General features: G+C 75.8%; 14 protein-coding genes. 5 read left to right on the forward strand and 9 right to left on the reverse strand.

Annotated elements, in window-relative coordinates; all coding sequences use genetic code 11:
* Nucleotides 1–8 precede the first annotated feature (8 nt).
* Genes L1785_RS06520 through L1785_RS06535 form a run of 4 tightly spaced genes read left to right on the forward strand, consistent with a single transcriptional unit; the run spans nucleotide 9 to nucleotide 2,676 of the window.
* Complete coding sequence (locus tag L1785_RS06520; RefSeq protein ID WP_236088396.1) at nucleotides 9–692, forward strand: hypothetical protein; 684 nt, start codon at nucleotides 9–11, stop codon at nucleotides 690–692.
* Nucleotides 685–990, forward strand: coding sequence for a transcriptional regulator (locus L1785_RS06525; RefSeq protein WP_236088397.1), 306 nt, complete (start codon nucleotides 685–687; stop codon nucleotides 988–990). The genes L1785_RS06520 and L1785_RS06525 overlap by 8 nt, the downstream gene beginning before the upstream one ends.
* Nucleotides 983–1,891, forward strand: coding sequence for an ABC transporter ATP-binding protein (locus L1785_RS06530; RefSeq protein ID WP_236088398.1), 909 nt, complete (start codon nucleotides 983–985; stop codon nucleotides 1,889–1,891). The genes L1785_RS06525 and L1785_RS06530 overlap by 8 nt, the downstream gene beginning before the upstream one ends.
* Complete coding sequence (locus L1785_RS06535; RefSeq protein WP_236088399.1) at nucleotides 1,888–2,676, forward strand: ABC transporter permease; 789 nt, start codon at nucleotides 1,888–1,890, stop codon at nucleotides 2,674–2,676. Before L1785_RS06530 ends, L1785_RS06535 begins: the two co-directional genes overlap by 4 nt.
* A gap of 15 nt (nucleotides 2,677–2,691) precedes the next feature.
* Here the strand turns inward: L1785_RS06535 and L1785_RS06540 are convergent, their stop codons facing one another.
* The 9 genes from L1785_RS06540 to hemE all read right to left on the reverse strand — a co-directional run bounded on the left by L1785_RS06540 (nucleotide 2,692) and on the right by hemE (nucleotide 13,090).
* Nucleotides 2,692–5,157 (reverse strand): heavy metal translocating P-type ATPase, encoded by a 2,466-nt coding sequence (locus L1785_RS06540; RefSeq protein ID WP_236088400.1) that lies wholly within the window; start codon nucleotides 5,155–5,157, stop codon nucleotides 2,692–2,694.
* 104 nt (nucleotides 5,158–5,261) lie between these two features.
* Nucleotides 5,262–5,570: a heavy-metal-associated domain-containing protein gene (locus L1785_RS06545; RefSeq protein ID WP_236088401.1), complete on the reverse strand. Its 309-nt coding sequence runs from the start codon at nucleotides 5,568–5,570 to the stop codon at nucleotides 5,262–5,264.
* A gap of 19 nt (nucleotides 5,571–5,589) precedes the next feature.
* On the reverse strand, nucleotides 5,590–5,943 hold the full coding sequence (locus L1785_RS06550; RefSeq protein ID WP_268914913.1) for a metal-sensitive transcriptional regulator: 354 nt from the start codon (nucleotides 5,941–5,943) through the stop codon (nucleotides 5,590–5,592).
* 44 nt (nucleotides 5,944–5,987) lie between these two features.
* Nucleotides 5,988–7,322, reverse strand: a complete 1,335-nt coding sequence (hemL, locus tag L1785_RS06555) for a glutamate-1-semialdehyde 2,1-aminomutase (protein WP_236088486.1) — start codon at nucleotides 7,320–7,322, stop codon at nucleotides 5,988–5,990.
* A gap of 95 nt (nucleotides 7,323–7,417) precedes the next feature.
* On the reverse strand, nucleotides 7,418–8,371 hold the full coding sequence (hemB, locus tag L1785_RS06560) for a porphobilinogen synthase (RefSeq protein ID WP_236088487.1): 954 nt from the start codon (nucleotides 8,369–8,371) through the stop codon (nucleotides 7,418–7,420).
* A 50-nt stretch (nucleotides 8,372–8,421) separates the two neighbouring features.
* Entirely contained in the window at nucleotides 8,422–9,243 is an 822-nt protein-coding gene (locus L1785_RS06565; protein WP_236088402.1) for a uroporphyrinogen-III synthase, read from the reverse strand.
* Entirely contained in the window at nucleotides 9,240–10,319 is a 1,080-nt protein-coding gene (hemC, locus tag L1785_RS06570; protein ID WP_236088403.1) for a hydroxymethylbilane synthase, read from the reverse strand. Before hemC ends, L1785_RS06565 begins: the two co-directional genes overlap by 4 nt.
* 72 nt (nucleotides 10,320–10,391) lie before the next feature.
* Nucleotides 10,392–11,987, reverse strand: a complete 1,596-nt coding sequence (locus L1785_RS06575) for a protoporphyrinogen/coproporphyrinogen oxidase (protein WP_236088404.1) — start codon at nucleotides 11,985–11,987, stop codon at nucleotides 10,392–10,394.
* On the reverse strand, nucleotides 11,984–13,090 hold the full coding sequence (gene hemE / locus L1785_RS06580; protein WP_236088405.1) for a uroporphyrinogen decarboxylase: 1,107 nt from the start codon (nucleotides 13,088–13,090) through the stop codon (nucleotides 11,984–11,986). The genes L1785_RS06575 and hemE overlap by 4 nt, the downstream gene beginning before the upstream one ends.
* Before the next feature lie 49 nt (nucleotides 13,091–13,139).
* On the opposite strand from hemE, the gene L1785_RS06585 reads away from it, so the two are divergent.
* Entirely contained in the window at nucleotides 13,140–14,678 is a 1,539-nt protein-coding gene (locus L1785_RS06585) for a glutamyl-tRNA reductase (protein ID WP_236088406.1), read from the forward strand.
* Nucleotides 14,679–14,796: the final 118 nt, after the last annotated feature.

Genomic DNA, 14,796 nt, shown 5'->3' on the forward strand with positions numbered 1-14,796 from the left:
CGGACTCCATGGACGACGACCAGGGCACGTCGTCGGGCGGATCGTTCGACCCGGCCGACTCGCTCCGCGTGATCCGGGAGCAGACCGACCGCGCCCGCGACGCCACGGAGCCCGACGGGCGCGTCCTCTTCGGAGCGTGGGGCGTCGCCTGGCTGGTCGGCTACCTCGCCATGTGGACCGCCGCCCGTGAGACCGGCCTCCCCACCGCCTGGGCGGGTTGGGTGCTGGCCGGCTGCATCGTCGGCGCCACGGCTCTCACGATCGTGCACAGCACCACCCGGACCGCCGGGCTGCGCGGTGCGAGCTCCCGTACCGGCGCGATGTACGGATGGACCTGGTTCCTCGGCTTCATGGCCTACGGCACCGTGCTCGGGGCCATGGGCGACGCAGGCGCGTCCCTGGAGGTCCAGGCGACGGCGGCGAACGGTTTCGCGTGCATCGTCGTCGGCCTCATGTACATCGCGGGCGGCCTGCTGTTCCGCGAGACCCGCATGTACGCCGTCGGCGCCTGGATGCTGGTCACGGCCGCGGTCGCGGCGTTCGCGGGCATGCCGCACACCTACCTCGTCATGGCCCTCGCCGGCGGGGGCGGCTTCCTCGCCATGGTGGTGGTGGAGCAGGTCGTCCGTGTCCGACGCCGGTCGCTCGCGTCGCCCGGCTTGCCCGCCCCGGGCGGTGCGGCGCGTGACTGAGGAGCTCGACCCGGTGATCCACGCGCCCGCGCGCCTGCGGGTGGTGGCGACCCTCGCGACGCTCGCGAAGGGGGACGAGGTGGCGTTCCCCCGGCTCCGCAAGCTGCTCGACATGACCGCCGGGAACCTGTCCACGCACCTGCGCAAGCTCGAGGACGCCGGGTACGTGCAGGTCACCAAGACGCACGAGGGCCGGGTCCCCGCGACCTACCTGGCCCTGACCGACCGCGGACGCGCCGCGTTCGCGGAGTACCAGACAGCGCTGACGAACCTCCTGAAGGGAGCGGGGCATGACTGAGGTGGTGGAGGTGTCGGGGGTGACGCGACGCTTCGGCGAGGTCCTGGCGCTCGACGACGTGTCGCTCGCGGTCGGGCCTGGCGAGCTCGTGGGGATGCTCGGGCCCAACGGTGCCGGCAAGTCCACGCTGCTGTCGCTGGTCAGCGGGCAGCGCAAGCCCGACTCCGGGACGGTCCGCCTGCTCGGCGGCGACCCCCGCGACCCGGCCTCCCGCGTGTCGCTCGGCATCACGCCGCAGGAGACCGGGCTGCCCGCGACCCTGCGGGTGCACGAGGTGGTCGACTTCGTGGCTCAGCACTATCCGTCGCCGCTCCCCACGGGCGAGCTGCTGGAGCTGTTCGGCCTGCGCGACCTGGCCCGGCGACAGACCGGTTCGCTCTCCGGCGGGCAGAAGCGACGCCTCGCCGTCGCCCTGTCCCTGGTGGGCCGGCCGCGCGTCGTGCTCCTCGACGAGCCGACGACCGGCCTCGACGTGTCCGGCCGCGCCGCCCTGTGGGACGCGATCCGCGACTACCACGCGGAGGGCGGCACGGTGCTCCTCACCTCCCACTACCTGGAGGAGGTTCAGGCCCTCGCCGAGCGCGTCGTCGTGATCGACCACGGGCGCGTCCTCACCGACGACACGCTCGACGCGGTGCTCCGGCGGGTGTCGGTGCGGCGGGTGGTCGTGTCGAGCAGCGCCGACCTCGGCGGCCTGCCCGGGGTCGCCCGCGCGGAGCGGGAGGCCGGCGACCGGCAGGTGCTCTGGACGGCCGACTCCGACGCGCTCGTGCGCGAGCTGGTGGGCTCCGGGACGGACTTCGCCGGCCTGGAGATCCGCGGGGCGACGCTGGAGGAGGCGTTCGCGGAGCTGGTGACACCGGGCGCCCTTGTCGGGGCGAGCGAGGGAGAGGCGCGATGAGCGCGGAGACGACGTCGGGCACCGTGGCGCTGCGGTCCTTCTGGGCCCTGTCCTGGCTGCACCTGCGGTACCAGTTCCTCGAGACCGTCCGCGTGCCCATCGCGGTGCTGGGCAACCTGCTCTTCCCCGCGATGTCGATGTTCTTCTTCGTGGTGCCGCAGGAGTCCGTCGCCGGGAACCCGGTGTTCGCCGCCACGGCGGTGGCGTCGCTCGGGCTGTTCGCCGTGTGCTCGGCCAGCCTGTTCACCTACGGCCTGGGGGTCGCGGAGGACCGGCAGCTCCCGTTCGACCCGTTCGTGCGGTCGCTGCCCGCGGGGCCCGGGCCGCGCATGGTGGGCCGCGTGCTCAACGGCGCGATCTTCTCGCTGTTCGGCGTCGTGCCGCTGATCCTCATCGGGTGGCTGTTCACCGAGGCCACCGTGACACCGGTGCAGCTGCTCGCCGGCGTCACGACGATCCTCGGCGTCTCGGTGCCCTTCGTGCTGCTCGGGATGGGGATCGGGCACTCGATGTCGGCCAAGGCGGCGCTGCCCGTGGTGCAGGTCATCCTGTTCCCGCTCGCGTTCGCCGGCGGCCTGTTCCTGCCGCCCCAGCTGTTCCCGTCCTGGCTCGACGGGATCTCGCTCGCGACCCCGACGCGCGCCGGGCGCGACCTGCTCGTCGCGGCGGTGACCGGTGGGGACGCGCCGGGGACGGCGCTGCCGGTGCTCGCCGGGTGGACGGTGCTCTTCGCCGCCCTCGCCGTGTGGGCCTACCGGAGGGACGAGGGCCGGCGCTTCCGGTAGTGCCGCCGAGGTCGCTCAGCCCGCGCGGCGCAGGCGCAGCGAGTTGCTCACCACGAGCACGGAGCTGAGCGCCATCGCGGCGCCCGCGAGCATCGGGTTCAGCAGCCCGGCCGCCGCGAGCGGGATCGCCGCGACGTTGTACGCGAACGCCCAGAACAGGTTCTGCTTGATGATCCGCAGCGTCTTGCGGGACAGGCGCACGGCCGACGCCGCAGCCCGCAGGTCGCCGCGCACGAGGGTGATGTCGCCAGCCTCGATCGCGGCGTCGGTGCCGGTGCCCATGGCGAGGCCGAGGTCGGCGGTGGCGAGCGCGGCGGCGTCGTTCACGCCGTCGCCGACCATCGCGACCGTGCGGCCCTCCCGCTGCAGCGCGGCGACCCGGGCCGCCTTGTCCTCGGGCAGCACGCGGGCGAGGACGTCCTCTTCCGCGATCCCGACCGCCCGGGCGGCCACGCGGGCGGCGCCCTCGTTGTCCCCGGTGAGCAGGTAAGGGCGCAGGCCGAGGGCCTTCAGCTCCTCGACCGCCTGCCGCGACGTCGGCTTCGCCGGGTCGCGCAGCGTGATCACGGCGCGGGCCGTGCCGTCCCACGCGACGACGACGGCGGTCGCCCCGGTCTCCTCCGCCTGCCCGACGGCGGAGCGCACCTCGGCGGGCACCGTCACCCCGCGCTCGGCGAGCCAGGCGGGCCGGCCGACGAGGACGCGGCGCGTGCCGCCCACGGGCAGCCCGACGTGCGCCCGCCGTACGACCCCTTCGACGCCGCCGCCCGGGTGCGCGACGAAGCCGGACACCTCGAGCGCCCCACGGGTCTCCTCGGCAAGGTCACGGTCGAGCACGCGGTTGTGCTCGGTCTCGGCGTCGGACTGGTGCGCATCCGCGTGATCGAAGCGGACTTCGGCCGCCGCCGCGGCGATCGCCCGTGCGATCGGGTGCTCGCTGAGGCTCTCGACGGCGCCGGCGTAACGCAGCGCCTCGGCCTCGGCGTCGCTGAGCCCCTCGGCGTCGGCGTCGGCGTCGGCGTCGGCGACGGCGTCGCCGGCCCCCGCGACGAGCACCCGCTCCACGCGCATACGGCCCTCGGTGACGGTGCCGGTCTTGTCCAGCACGACCGTGTCCACGCGCCGGGTGCTCTCCAGCACCTCCGGCCCGCGGATCAGCACCCCGAGCTGCGCGCCGCGGCCGGTGCCCACGAGGATCGCGGTGGGCGTCGCGAGCCCCAGGGCGCACGGGCAGGCGATGATCAGCACCGCGACGGCCGCGGTGAACGCGTCGTCGGCCCCTGCACCCGCGACCAGCCAACCCGCGAGCGTGAGCACCGCCAGCACGAGCACGACAGGCACGAACACGGCCGAGATCCGGTCGGCGAGCCGCGCCACGGGTGCCTTGCCGGTCTGCGCAGCGGCAACGAGCCGGCCGATCCGGGCGAGCATCGTGTCCTCGCCGACGCGCGTGGCGCGCACCAGCAGGTGGCCCGACGTGTTGACGGTCCCGCCGGTCACCCCGTCCCCGGGGGCGACGTCGACCGGCACCGGCTCGCCCGTCACGAGCGACGTGTCCACGGCCGACGTGCCCTCGACGACCACGCCGTCCGTGGCGACGGTCGCCCCCGGGCGCACGGTGAACACGTCCCCGGCCAGCAGGGCGGCGACGGGGACGGCCGAGGTGACCCATCCGCCGTCGGGCAGCCGGAGGGGCTCGCCCTCGGGCGAGAGCGCGACGCGCTCCGCGTCCTTGGCGCCGAGCGCGAGGAGCGCGCGCAGGGCGTCGCCCGCGCGGCGCCGGGACCGGTGCTCGGTGTACCGGCCGGCCAGGAGGAACGTCGTGACGACCGCCCCCACCTCGAAGTACAGGGCCGGGCCCATGCCCATGCCGAGGCGCCCGCCGAGAGTCTCGGCGACGAGCACCCACAGCGACCACAGCGTCGCCGCGACGACGCCCAGCGAGACCAGCGTGTCCATCGTGCTGGTGCCGTGCCGGGCAGCGCGGACCGCGGCCGTGTGGAACGGCCAGGCCGCCCACGTCACGACCGGCAGCGCGAGCGCCGCCACGACCCACTCGCTGTTCGGGAAGGCCAGAACGGGGATCATCGACAGGGCGACGACGGGCACGCTCAGGACGGACGCGACGCGCAGGCGGCGGAGCAGATCGGCCCCCCGGTCGGCGGTGTCCTCGGTGTCCGACGCCGGACCGGTCGCCTCGGCGGTGACCTCGCCCTGGGCGGTGGCGTCGGCGACCGAACGCCGCGACCGCGTCACGGTCGCGCCGTACCCGGCGGCCTCGACGGCGGCGACGAGGTCCGTGTCCGCGACGTCGGCCGACAGCACCACGTGCGCCGACTCGAGCGGCAGGTTGACGGTCGCCAGGACGCCCGGGATCTTGCCGAGCTTGCGTTCCACCCGCGCCACGCAGGACGCGCACGTCATGCCGCTGACGGCGAGCTCGACCTCGCCGACGGGACGTTCGGTGGTGGGGGTGGACATGCGCGCTCCTTCAGTGACGGGCCGCGACCGGCCTCGAGGCGGGACGGGCAACCTGGGCCGCCGGTCTCACCGCGAGGCCGGTCGCGGCCGGGTGGTGCGAGGGGTCAGGACCGGACGATCGGCAGCATGTGCGTCGCCTGGCGGGCCGGGGCCTGCGCCGCGGCCTCGGCGGCGACGGCGTTCTCCAGCACCTCGACGCCCTCGACGGCGTAGCCGGCCTCGTCGATGGCGTCACGCAGCGGCGCCTCCTCGAGCGGGTCGGACGAGACCACGCGGACGAGCGACGTGCCGCCCGCGTGCAGCTCGACGGTCACGTCCTGCACGGCGGGCACGGCGCGCAGCTCGTTCGTGACGGACGACGCGCAGTGGCTGCAGGTCATGCCGGTGACGTTGAGGGTGGTGATGGTGGTCATGCGGTACCCCTTCGTGAGTTCACATCCGCACGAGGCGGGCGATGGCCTCGGCAGCTTCCCGTACCTTGGCGGCACCGGCGTCGTCGGACGCCTTGGCCGCGTCGACGACGCAGTGGCCGAGGTGGTCCTCGACGAGGGCGAGGCTGACGGCCTGCAGGGCCTTCGTGACGGCCGACACCTGGGTCAGCACGTCGATGCAGTACACGTCCTCGTCGATCATCCGCGCGATGCCGCGGACCTGGCCCTCGATGCGGCGCATCCGCTTGAGGTACCCCTCCTTGTCGGAGGCGTAGCCGTGCGGTGCGTCGTGCTCGTGGCCAGGCTCGTGCTCGACGCCGGAGCCCCCCTCGGGTGCGTTCGTCGTCTCGGTCATGCGGCCACTATACCCCTAGGGGGTAAGGGTGTCAGCCGCGTCGGTCAGGCCGTGGCCGCCGCCGCTGCCTTCGCCGCAGCCGGGAGGGCCTCGAGGATCCGGTCCACTGCTGCGTCGTCGTGCGCCGCGGAGACGAACCACGCCTCGAACACCGACGGCGGAAGGTTCACGCCGGACTCCAGCATGGAGTGGAACAGCGCCGTGTACCGGTGGGTCTCCTGGGCCTGCGCCTGGGCGTAGTCCCGCACGCCGCGCGACGCCGCGAGCGGCCCGAAGAACACGGAGAACAGCGAGCCGGCGCGCTGCACGCGGTGCTCCACACCCTCGGCGGAGAGCGCCTCGCCCACCGCGGCGGCCAGCACGGACGCGACGTGGTCGACCCGGGCGTACACGCCGTCGTCGGCGAGGCGCAGTGTCGTGAGGCCTGACGCGACCGCCACCGGGTTCCCCGACAGCGTGCCCGCCTGGTAGACCGGGCCGAGCGGCGCGAGATGGTTCATGACGGTGGCCGGGCCGCCGAGCGCCGCCACGGGCATGCCGCCGCCGATGACCTTGCCGAACGTGAAGAGGTCGGGCGCGTACCCCTCGGACCCCTGCGAGCGGAGCGCGGCGTTCTCCAGCCCCCACCAGCCCGACGGGCCGACGCGGAAGCCGGTCAGCACCTCGTCCAGGATCAGCAGCGCCCCGTGCGCGGACGTGATCCGGCGCAGGCCCTCGTTGAAGCCCTCGGCGGGCGGCACCACGCCCATGTTGGCGGGGGCGGCCTCCGTGATCACGGCCGCGATCTGCGAGCCGTGCTGCGCGAACGCCGCCTCGACGGCCGCGAGGTCGTTGTACGGCAGCACCAGGGTCTCCGCGGCCGAGGCCTCCGTCACGCCCGCCGACCCGGGCATCGCGAGCGTCGCGACCCCCGACCCGGCCTCCGCCAGGAGCCCGTCCACGTGCCCGTGGTAGCACCCGGCGAACTTCACGACGAGCGGCCGGCCGGTCACGCCGCGGGCCAGGCGGACGGCGGTCATCGTCGCCTCGGTGCCGGTGGACACGAGGCGCACCCGCTCCGCCGCGGGGACGCGGCGCCTCACCTCCTCGGCCAGCTCGACCTCGCCCAGCGTCGGCGCGCCGAACGACAGCCCGCGCGCCGCGGCCTCCTGCACGGCCGCCACGACCTCCGGGTGGGCGTGCCCCAGCAGGGCAGGGCCCCACGAGCACACCAGGTCCACGTACTCGCGCCCCGCGACGTCGGTGACGTACGGGCCGCGCGCCGACGCGAGGAACCGCGGGTCGCCGCCGACGCTCCGGTACGCCCGCACGGGCGAGTTCACGCCGCCCGGGATCACGCCCTGGGCGCGCACGAAGGCGGCGTGGTTCGGGTCCGGCAGGGTGCGCCGCAGCGCCTGGGTCTCGATGGCCGACGCCGGCCGGTCGCCTTCCGCCGTCGTCGTGCGCTCGTCGTCGCTCACCCCGAGGTCCCCCGTCACTTGATCCACTCCGCGATCTCCAGTGCCCAGTACGTGAGGATCACGTCCGCGCCCGCGCGCTTGATGCTCGTCACGGACTCCAGCACCGCGCCCTTGCGGTCGATCCAGCCGTTCGCCGCGGCCGCCTCGATCATCGCGTACTCGCCCGAGACCTGGTAGGCCGCAACCGGCACGTCCGACCGGTCGGCCACGGCGCGCAGCACGTCCAGGTACGACCCGGCCGGCTTCACCATGACGATGTCGGCGCCCTCGGCGAGATCCAGGTCGGCCTCGCGCAGGCCCTCGCGGCCGTTCGCCGCGTCCATCTGGTACGTCCGGCGGTCGCCCTGCAGCGCCGAGTCGACGGCCTCGCGGAACGGCCCGTAGTACGCGCTCGCGTACTTGGCGCTGTACGCCAGGATGCTCACGTCCAGGTAGCCCGCGTCGTCGAGGGCGTCGCGGATCACGGCGACCTGGCCGTCCATCATCCCGGAGGGGGCCACGACCTCCGCGCCCGCCCGCGCCTGCGCCACCGCCATCGAGGCGTACCGGTCGAGCGTCGCGTCGTTGTCCACGGTCCCGTCCTTCGCCAGGACGCCGCAGTGGCCGTGGTCGGTGAACTCGTCGAGGCAGGTGTCCGCCATGACGACCGGGGCGGGGCGGGAGCCGGCCACGCGACCGGCGTCGCCCGCCGCCTCGCGCGCGACGCGCAGCGCCCGCTGCAGGATGCCGTCCTCCGCGTCGCCCTGCGAGCCCGTGGCGTCGCGGCGGGCCGGGATGCCGAACAGCATCACGCCGCCGAGGCCCGCCTCGGCGGCCCGCTCGACCGCCTTGCCGAGCGTCTCCAGCGTGTGCTGCACCTGGCCCGGCATCGACGCGATCGGCGCCGGCTCGGTCAGGCCCTCCTTGACGAAGAGCGGCAGCACGAGGTCGGCGGCGTGCAGCCTGGTCTCGGCGACGAGACGGCGCATGCCGGGCGTGGCGCGCAGGCGGCGCGGCCGGTACACGATCCCGGAGGTGGTCACAGGTTCTCCTTTGGGTCCAGCGCTTCGTGCGCGAGGTCGTCGAGGGCGATGAGGGCGGCGTCCGCGAGGAACCCGTCGGTGGGCTGCGTGGCGACGCGGACCACCGTGTGGCCCACGGCCCGCGCCGCCCGGGCCGACGGCTCCCCGATCGTGACGACGTGCTGGGGACCGAGCTGCGCGGCGATCGCCCGCGCAGCCGAGCCCGACGTCACCACGACCAGGTCGAACGACTGCCGGCGGATGTCGTCCGGGAGCGTCCTGGAGACCGTGCGGTAGGCGGTGACCACGTCGGGCGCCCAGCCCTTCGCGACGAGCCCGGCGGCCAGGGTGTCGTCCGCGAGGTCGCCCAGGGGCAGCAGGACCCGGTTGCCCGCGGCCGCCCGGGGGAACGCTCCGGCCAGGCCGGCGGCGCTCGCCGTCTCGGGCACCAGGTCGACGCGGACGCCGCGGGCTTCCAGCGCGCGCCGCGTCGCCGGGCCGACGGCGGCCCACCGCGCGCGCACCACGAGCGTCAGGTGAGCAAAACCCGGCCCCTGCGGGAGCAACGCGTCCACCGCGTTGACGCTGGTGATCGCCACCCACGTGTACTCACCGCGGGCCAGGCGCCCGCGGGCCGCGTCGAGCTCGCCGGTGTCCTGCACCGGGAGGCGTTCTGTCACCGGCGCGGCCACGGGCTCGGCGCCCGACGCGCGCAGGCGAGCCATCAGGCCGACGGCGCGGTCCGCGGGGCGGGCGACGAGGACCCGCCCCGACACCCGTCCTGCGTTCTCGGCCAGGAAGTCCCGGTGTGCCGGGGCCTCGGACGGCGACTCGGTCACTCACCCTCCGGGGCGTCACTCCACAGCGTGCCGATCGCGGGGCGGGCGGCGGACGCGGCATGGGCCGGGGCGGCCGTCAGCGGGGCGAGCCGGTCGGCGCCGTCCAGCAGGAGCGCCTCCGCGACGCGCACCCCCAGGTCGCGGGCCATGCCGTCGAGCTCGTCCGGGCCCGCGTCCGGCGACAGGTGCGCCCGCGAGCTGTGCATGAGCTGCTCCGTCCCGTCGACGCGGGCCACCACGGCCGACAGCAGCAGCACGCCGCCCTCCACCACCGCGTACGCGCCCACCGGCGCCGCGCAGCCGGCCTCGAGCCGCGCCAGCACGGAGCGCTCCGCGAGCACGGCGAGACGGGTCTGGCGGTGATCCAGGGCACGGATCGCGCGGGCAAGGTCGACGTCGTACCCGGCGGCCTCTCCCGCGACGTCGGCCGTGCGAACCTCGACCGCCAGCGCGCCCTGGCCCGGTGCAGGTGAGACGACGTCCGTCTCGAGGACCTCCGACACGGCGTCGGTACGGCCGAGTCGTGCCAGGCCGGCGAAGGCCAGCACCACGGCGTCCAGGTCGGCCTCCGGGCCGAGCGCACGGGCCAGGCGGGTGTCGACGTTGCCGCGGATGTCGACCACGTCGAGGTCGGGGCGGGCAGCGCGCACCTGCGCGGCGCGGCGCGGCGAGCCGGTGCCGACCCGCGCGCCGAAGGGCAGCCCTTCCAGCGTGAGGCCGTCGCGGGCGCACAGGACGTCGCGCGGGTCCTCGCGCTCGGGCGTGACGTAGGTGAGCCCCTCCGCCGGGGCGGTCGGGAGGTCCTTGAGGGAGTGGACGGCGACGTCGCAGCGGCCGTCGAGCAACGCCTCGCGCAGCGCGGTCACGAAGACGCCCGTGCCGCCGAGGGTCGCGAGCGAACCCGTGCGGACGTCACCCTCGGTGCTGATCCGGACCAGCTCGACGGGGCGGCCCGTGAGCTCCTCGAGGCGCCGCGCGACCAGGCCGCTCTGCGTCGTCGCGAGCGCGCTCGCTCGCGTGCCCAGCCGGATCGGCGTGGTGCCGGGCGTGCTGACGGACTCGGGGGTCGGGGTCACCAACCCAGTTTCCTCCTACTCGCCCGTGCGACGAAATGGAAGGCGCACACTCGTCCGGATCTGCGGCGGACCTCACACCGCGGCGTCAGGATCCGCCTCTCGCGGGGTGCGGCGTGGGGTGTGCCCGGCGAGCGTCTCCGCTGCCGCCTGGGCGTGGGCGACGACGGCCGCGAGGCCCGTGCCCGCGACCCAGCCGCCCGTCACGGCCAGCCCCGGAACCGCCGCGACGGCGTCCAGGAACGCCTGCACCTGCGCGCGGTAGGCCGGGGTCGGCGGGGGCAGCGACCCGTCCCAGCGCTGCGTCAGCACGTCCGTGACGCGCCCCGTGACGTTCACGCCGAGCAGCGCGGACGCGTCCCGTGCGGCCTCCTCGGCGGTGGGCTCGGCGGTCTCGGTCCCGATCCGCCCGTAGCTCAGGCGCACCACGTGCACGCCCGGCCCGGCTGCCGCGGCGACGCGCCGCGCCAGCCACGGCCACTTCGCCGTCGCGTGCGTGAGGGCCTTCGCCCGCACGCCGCCCTCCCCCGGCGCGACGAGCATGCCGGACCCGCGGGGCGCGCCGTCCAGCGCGGGGGCGTCGAGCAGTAACGTGACGAGCCGGACGTCGGCGCCGCGCTCGGGCCGGGGGACAGCGACCCTGGCCGCGGGGGGGGGGGGGGGGCGGGGGGGGGGGGGCCCCCGGGGCCGCCGAACCCACGCAACAGCCCTCGCGGGGGGCGCCCCCCCCCCCCCCCGCCCCCCCCCCCCCCCCCCCCCCCCCCCCCCCCCGGGGCCCGGGATCACGTCGGCCAGGCCCGGGACACCGGCCGTCGCGACGACGAGCCGCGGCGTCCGCAGCACCCCGCCGCCCGGGCGGGCGAACCGCACGAGCCAGGCGCCGCCGTCGTCGGGCCCGGGCAGGCGCTCGAGACCGGTCACGGGCGTGCCGAGCCGGACGTCGAGGCGCGCGGCGAGCGCGTCCACAAGGCTGTGGATGCCGCCGTCGATCCCGCGGACCGCGGAGCCCGCGGGCGCGGCCGCGCGCAGCGACGCGACGGCGCGGGACAGCGAGCCGGTCCGGGCGAACGCCTCCAGGAGCCCCGGCGCGACCGCGGCGACGTCGAGTGCGTCGAGGGGCGCGGAGTGCACCCCCGCGGCAACCGGAGCCACCAGCCGGTCGGTGACGCGGCGCCCGAGGCGTGACCGGGCGAACGAGCCGAGGTTCGAGGTGTCCGCGACGGAGCGGGGCATGACGCGGTCGAGGGCGGCGCGGGCGACGCCGGACCAGCCGATGGCGCGGCGTACGTCGCGCGCCCAGGGGCGCGCCGGGATGCCGAGGATGCCCGCCGCCGGCAGCGGGAACGCGCGACCGCCCGCGAAACCCCACGCCGGCGCGGGTGCGGGCGTCTCGATGCTCAGGCCGAGCGAGCGAGCCAGCGACTCGACGGCGGTGCCGCGCGCCGCGAAGGACTCCGCGCCGAGGTCGAGCGGGACACCGGGGAGCGACGGGAAAGCGCCGCCCCGGATCGGGCCGCCGGGACGGTCCGCGGCCTCCAGGACGACGACGCGCAGGCCGCGCGCCGCGAGCTCGTGCGCCGCGACGAGGCCGCCGATCCCCGCGCCGACCACGACGGCGTCGGCGTGCTCCACGGGTCTGGGCGCGCCCGCCCGGCCCCCGGCGCCGCTCACGGCGAGTGGACCAGCTCGACGACGCGGGTCAGGACCGTCGGGTCGGTCTCGGGCGGCACGCCGTGGCCGAGGTTCAGCACGTGGCCGGGCGCGGCCTGGCCGCGCTGCAGCACGTCGCGCACGTGCGCCTCCAGCACCGGCCACGGCGCGGCGAGGAGCGCGGGGTCGACGTTGCCCTGCAGCGGGACTCCCGGTAGCAGCGCGGCGGCCTCGTCGAGCGGCGTGCGGTAGTCGACGCCGACGGCGTGGTGGGTCAGGCCGGCGTCCACGAGGACGCCCCGCATCAGCGGGAGGAGGTGGCCGGTGCCGGTGCCGAAGTGGATGGCGGGCACACCACCACCGTCCGGACCGAACCGCAGGTCCGCGACGTGCGACAGCGCACGCGTCGAGGCGGGCGCGACCCGCGCCGCGTAGTCCGCGGCCGACAGCGACCCGGCCCACGAGTCGAAGAGCTGGACGGCGCTCGCCCCGGCCGAGACCTGGGCACGGAGGAAGGCACCGGTGAGGTCGGCGGTCCAGGCGACGAGGCGCGCCCACGTCTCCGGGTCGGCATGCATGAGGGTCCGGGCGGCGAGGTGGTCGCGAGACGGGCGCCCCTCGACCAGGTACGCGGCGAGCGTGAACGGCGCGCCGCCGAACCCGATGAGAGGGGTGGAGCCCAGCTCGGCGACGGTCAGGGCGACGGCCTGCCGGATCGGCTCGAGCGCGTCGTCGTCGAGGCGGCGGGAGACGAGCCGGTCGACGTCGGCGGCAGTGCGGTACGGCTGGTCCATCACCGGGCCGACGCCCGGCGCGATGTCGACGTCCACCCCGGCGAGCCGCAGCGGCACCACGATGTCGGAGAAGAAGATCGCGGCGTCGACCCCGTGCCGCCGGACGGGCTGCAGGGTGATCTCGGCCGCGAGCTCCGGCCGCAGGCACGCTTCGAGCATGCCGGTCCCGCGTCGCACCTCCAGGTACTCGGGCAGGGATCGGCCGGCCTGGCGCATGAACCAGACGGGCGTGACGGAGGGCCGCACACCGCGCAGAGCCTGCACCAGGGGGGCGTCGGACGTCCGCCCGTCGGTGAGCGGGTGGGCGGGGGCGAGCGTGGTGGACTTCACGCTTACCGATTCTGCCCCTGCCCGCACGACCGCATAAAGTCGGAGGACTGTGGTTCTCCTCTCCCTCACCGCCAGCCACCGCGAGCTGGACCTCGACGCGCTCGAGCGACTGTCCACGGGATCCGCGTCCGTGGGCCGCGTCGCCGTGGGCGTGTGCGGACCTGTCCTGGGCGCCGTGGTGATCTCGACCTGCAACCGCTTCGAGCTGTACCTCGACGTCGACGTGCCGCTCGACGGCGACGGCGTGCGGCACGCGACGGCGCACGTCGCGCAGCTCGTGGCCGGGGCGTCGGGCGTGGACGAGGCGACGGCCGGCCGCAGCTTCACGGTCCGCACCGGGTCAGACGTGACCGCGCACCTGTTCGCCGTCGCCTCCGGGCTGGACTCGATGGTGGTGGGCGAGCGCGAGATCGCCGGCCAGGTGAAGCGGGCGCTCGCGCAGGCGCGCGAGCAGGAGACCACGTCGAAGACGCTCGAGCTGCTCTTCCAGACGGCGTCGCGCACGTCGAAGCGCGTGGGGCACGAGACGGCGCTCGGCTCGGCCGGCCGGTCCGTCGTGGCCCTCGGGCTGGACCTGGCCCATGGCGACCTTCCCCCGTGGGGCTCGCTGCGCGCCGTGCTCATCGGCACGGGCTCCTACGCGGGCGCGACGGTCGCGGCCCTGCGGGCCCGAGGCTGCCACGACATCCGCGTCTACTCGCAGTCCGGTCGCGCGGGGGTCTTCGCCGAGTCGCACGACGTCGAGGCTGTCTCCGACCTCGTCGAGGCGCTCGCGGACGCCGACCTGGTCGTGAGCTGCAGCGGCGCACGCGGTCGGCACACGCTGCCCGACGTCGGAGCGCACGCGGGCGCAGCGGTCCACCTCGGCACGGTGGCCGGGCCGACGGCGGAAGGCACGTCCGAGGACCCCCGCACCGCACGAGCCCGCCGGGCGTTCGAGGCCAACTTCGGCGAGTCGACCGTCGTGCCGGGCGACCGGGCGCCGGGCACTCCCGAGGCCAGCCTGGACCACGTGCTCGACGCCGCCGCCGTCGTGCGGGCGCGGGGCCGGGCGGCGGCGCACGCGGGCGACGAGCCCGAGGGGCGGGCGCTGGTCATCCTGGACCTGGCGCTGCACCGCGACGTGGACCCGCGGGTGGCGGACGTCGAGGGGGTCCTCCTGTACGACCTCGCCACGCTCAAGGCGCACGCGCCCGCGCTGGCCCGCGACGTCGTCGGGCACGCGCAGTCGATCGTGGATGCGGCAGCGCGCACGTTCGAGGACACGCGGCTGGGTCGCGAGGCCGACGCCGCAGTGATGGCGCTGCTGGACGAGGCCGAGGAGCGGGTTCGGGCCGAGGTGGACGCGGCGGTGACGCGGCTGGCCGCCGAGCTCGGGCAGCGCGGCGAGCCGGGACCCGAGGAGGCGGACGTCGAGGCGATCGCCCGGGAGGTGCGGCAGCGGGTCCACGCGCGGCTCCACGGCCGGATCGTCGAGGTGCGCGCGGCGGCCCGGGCGAGGGCTCGCGTGGCGGAGGCGGCGATCGTCGCGGACGCGGAGGCGCTGGCTCGGGATGCTGCGGGCGCCGACGCGCCGCATGGTCCGTGACCAGATTGTTATAAACACTTCCGGCATTTCATCCTGCGCGTGGCATGTCCGCTATAACGGATCCGGTACGGTCGAGGCGATTCGTACCCTGTACACCGGACTCCCGCTGGAGCAGCTC

The organism is Antribacter soli, from assembly GCF_021568775.1.
Lineage (GTDB): Bacteria > Actinomycetota > Actinomycetes > Actinomycetales > Cellulomonadaceae > Antribacter > Antribacter soli.

Coding starts and splice junctions, on each gene's coding strand:
- L1785_RS06520 (WP_236088396.1), top strand. CDS start 9: ATGGACGACGACCAGGGCACGTCGTCGGGCGGATCGTTCGACCCGGCC.
- L1785_RS06530 (WP_236088398.1), top strand. CDS start 983: ATGACTGAGGTGGTGGAGGTGTCGGGGGTGACGCGACGCTTCGGCGAG.
- L1785_RS06535 (WP_236088399.1), top strand. CDS start 1,888: ATGAGCGCGGAGACGACGTCGGGCACCGTGGCGCTGCGGTCCTTCTGG.
- L1785_RS06540 (WP_236088400.1), bottom strand. CDS start 5,157: ATGTCCACCCCCACCACCGAACGTCCCGTCGGCGAGGTCGAGCTCGCC.
- L1785_RS06545 (WP_236088401.1), bottom strand. CDS start 5,570: ATGACCACCATCACCACCCTCAACGTCACCGGCATGACCTGCAGCCAC.
- L1785_RS06550 (WP_268914913.1), bottom strand. CDS start 5,943: ATGACCGAGACGACGAACGCACCCGAGGGGGGCTCCGGCGTCGAGCAC.
- hemB (WP_236088487.1), bottom strand. CDS start 8,371: ATGCGCCGTCTCGTCGCCGAGACCAGGCTGCACGCCGCCGACCTCGTG.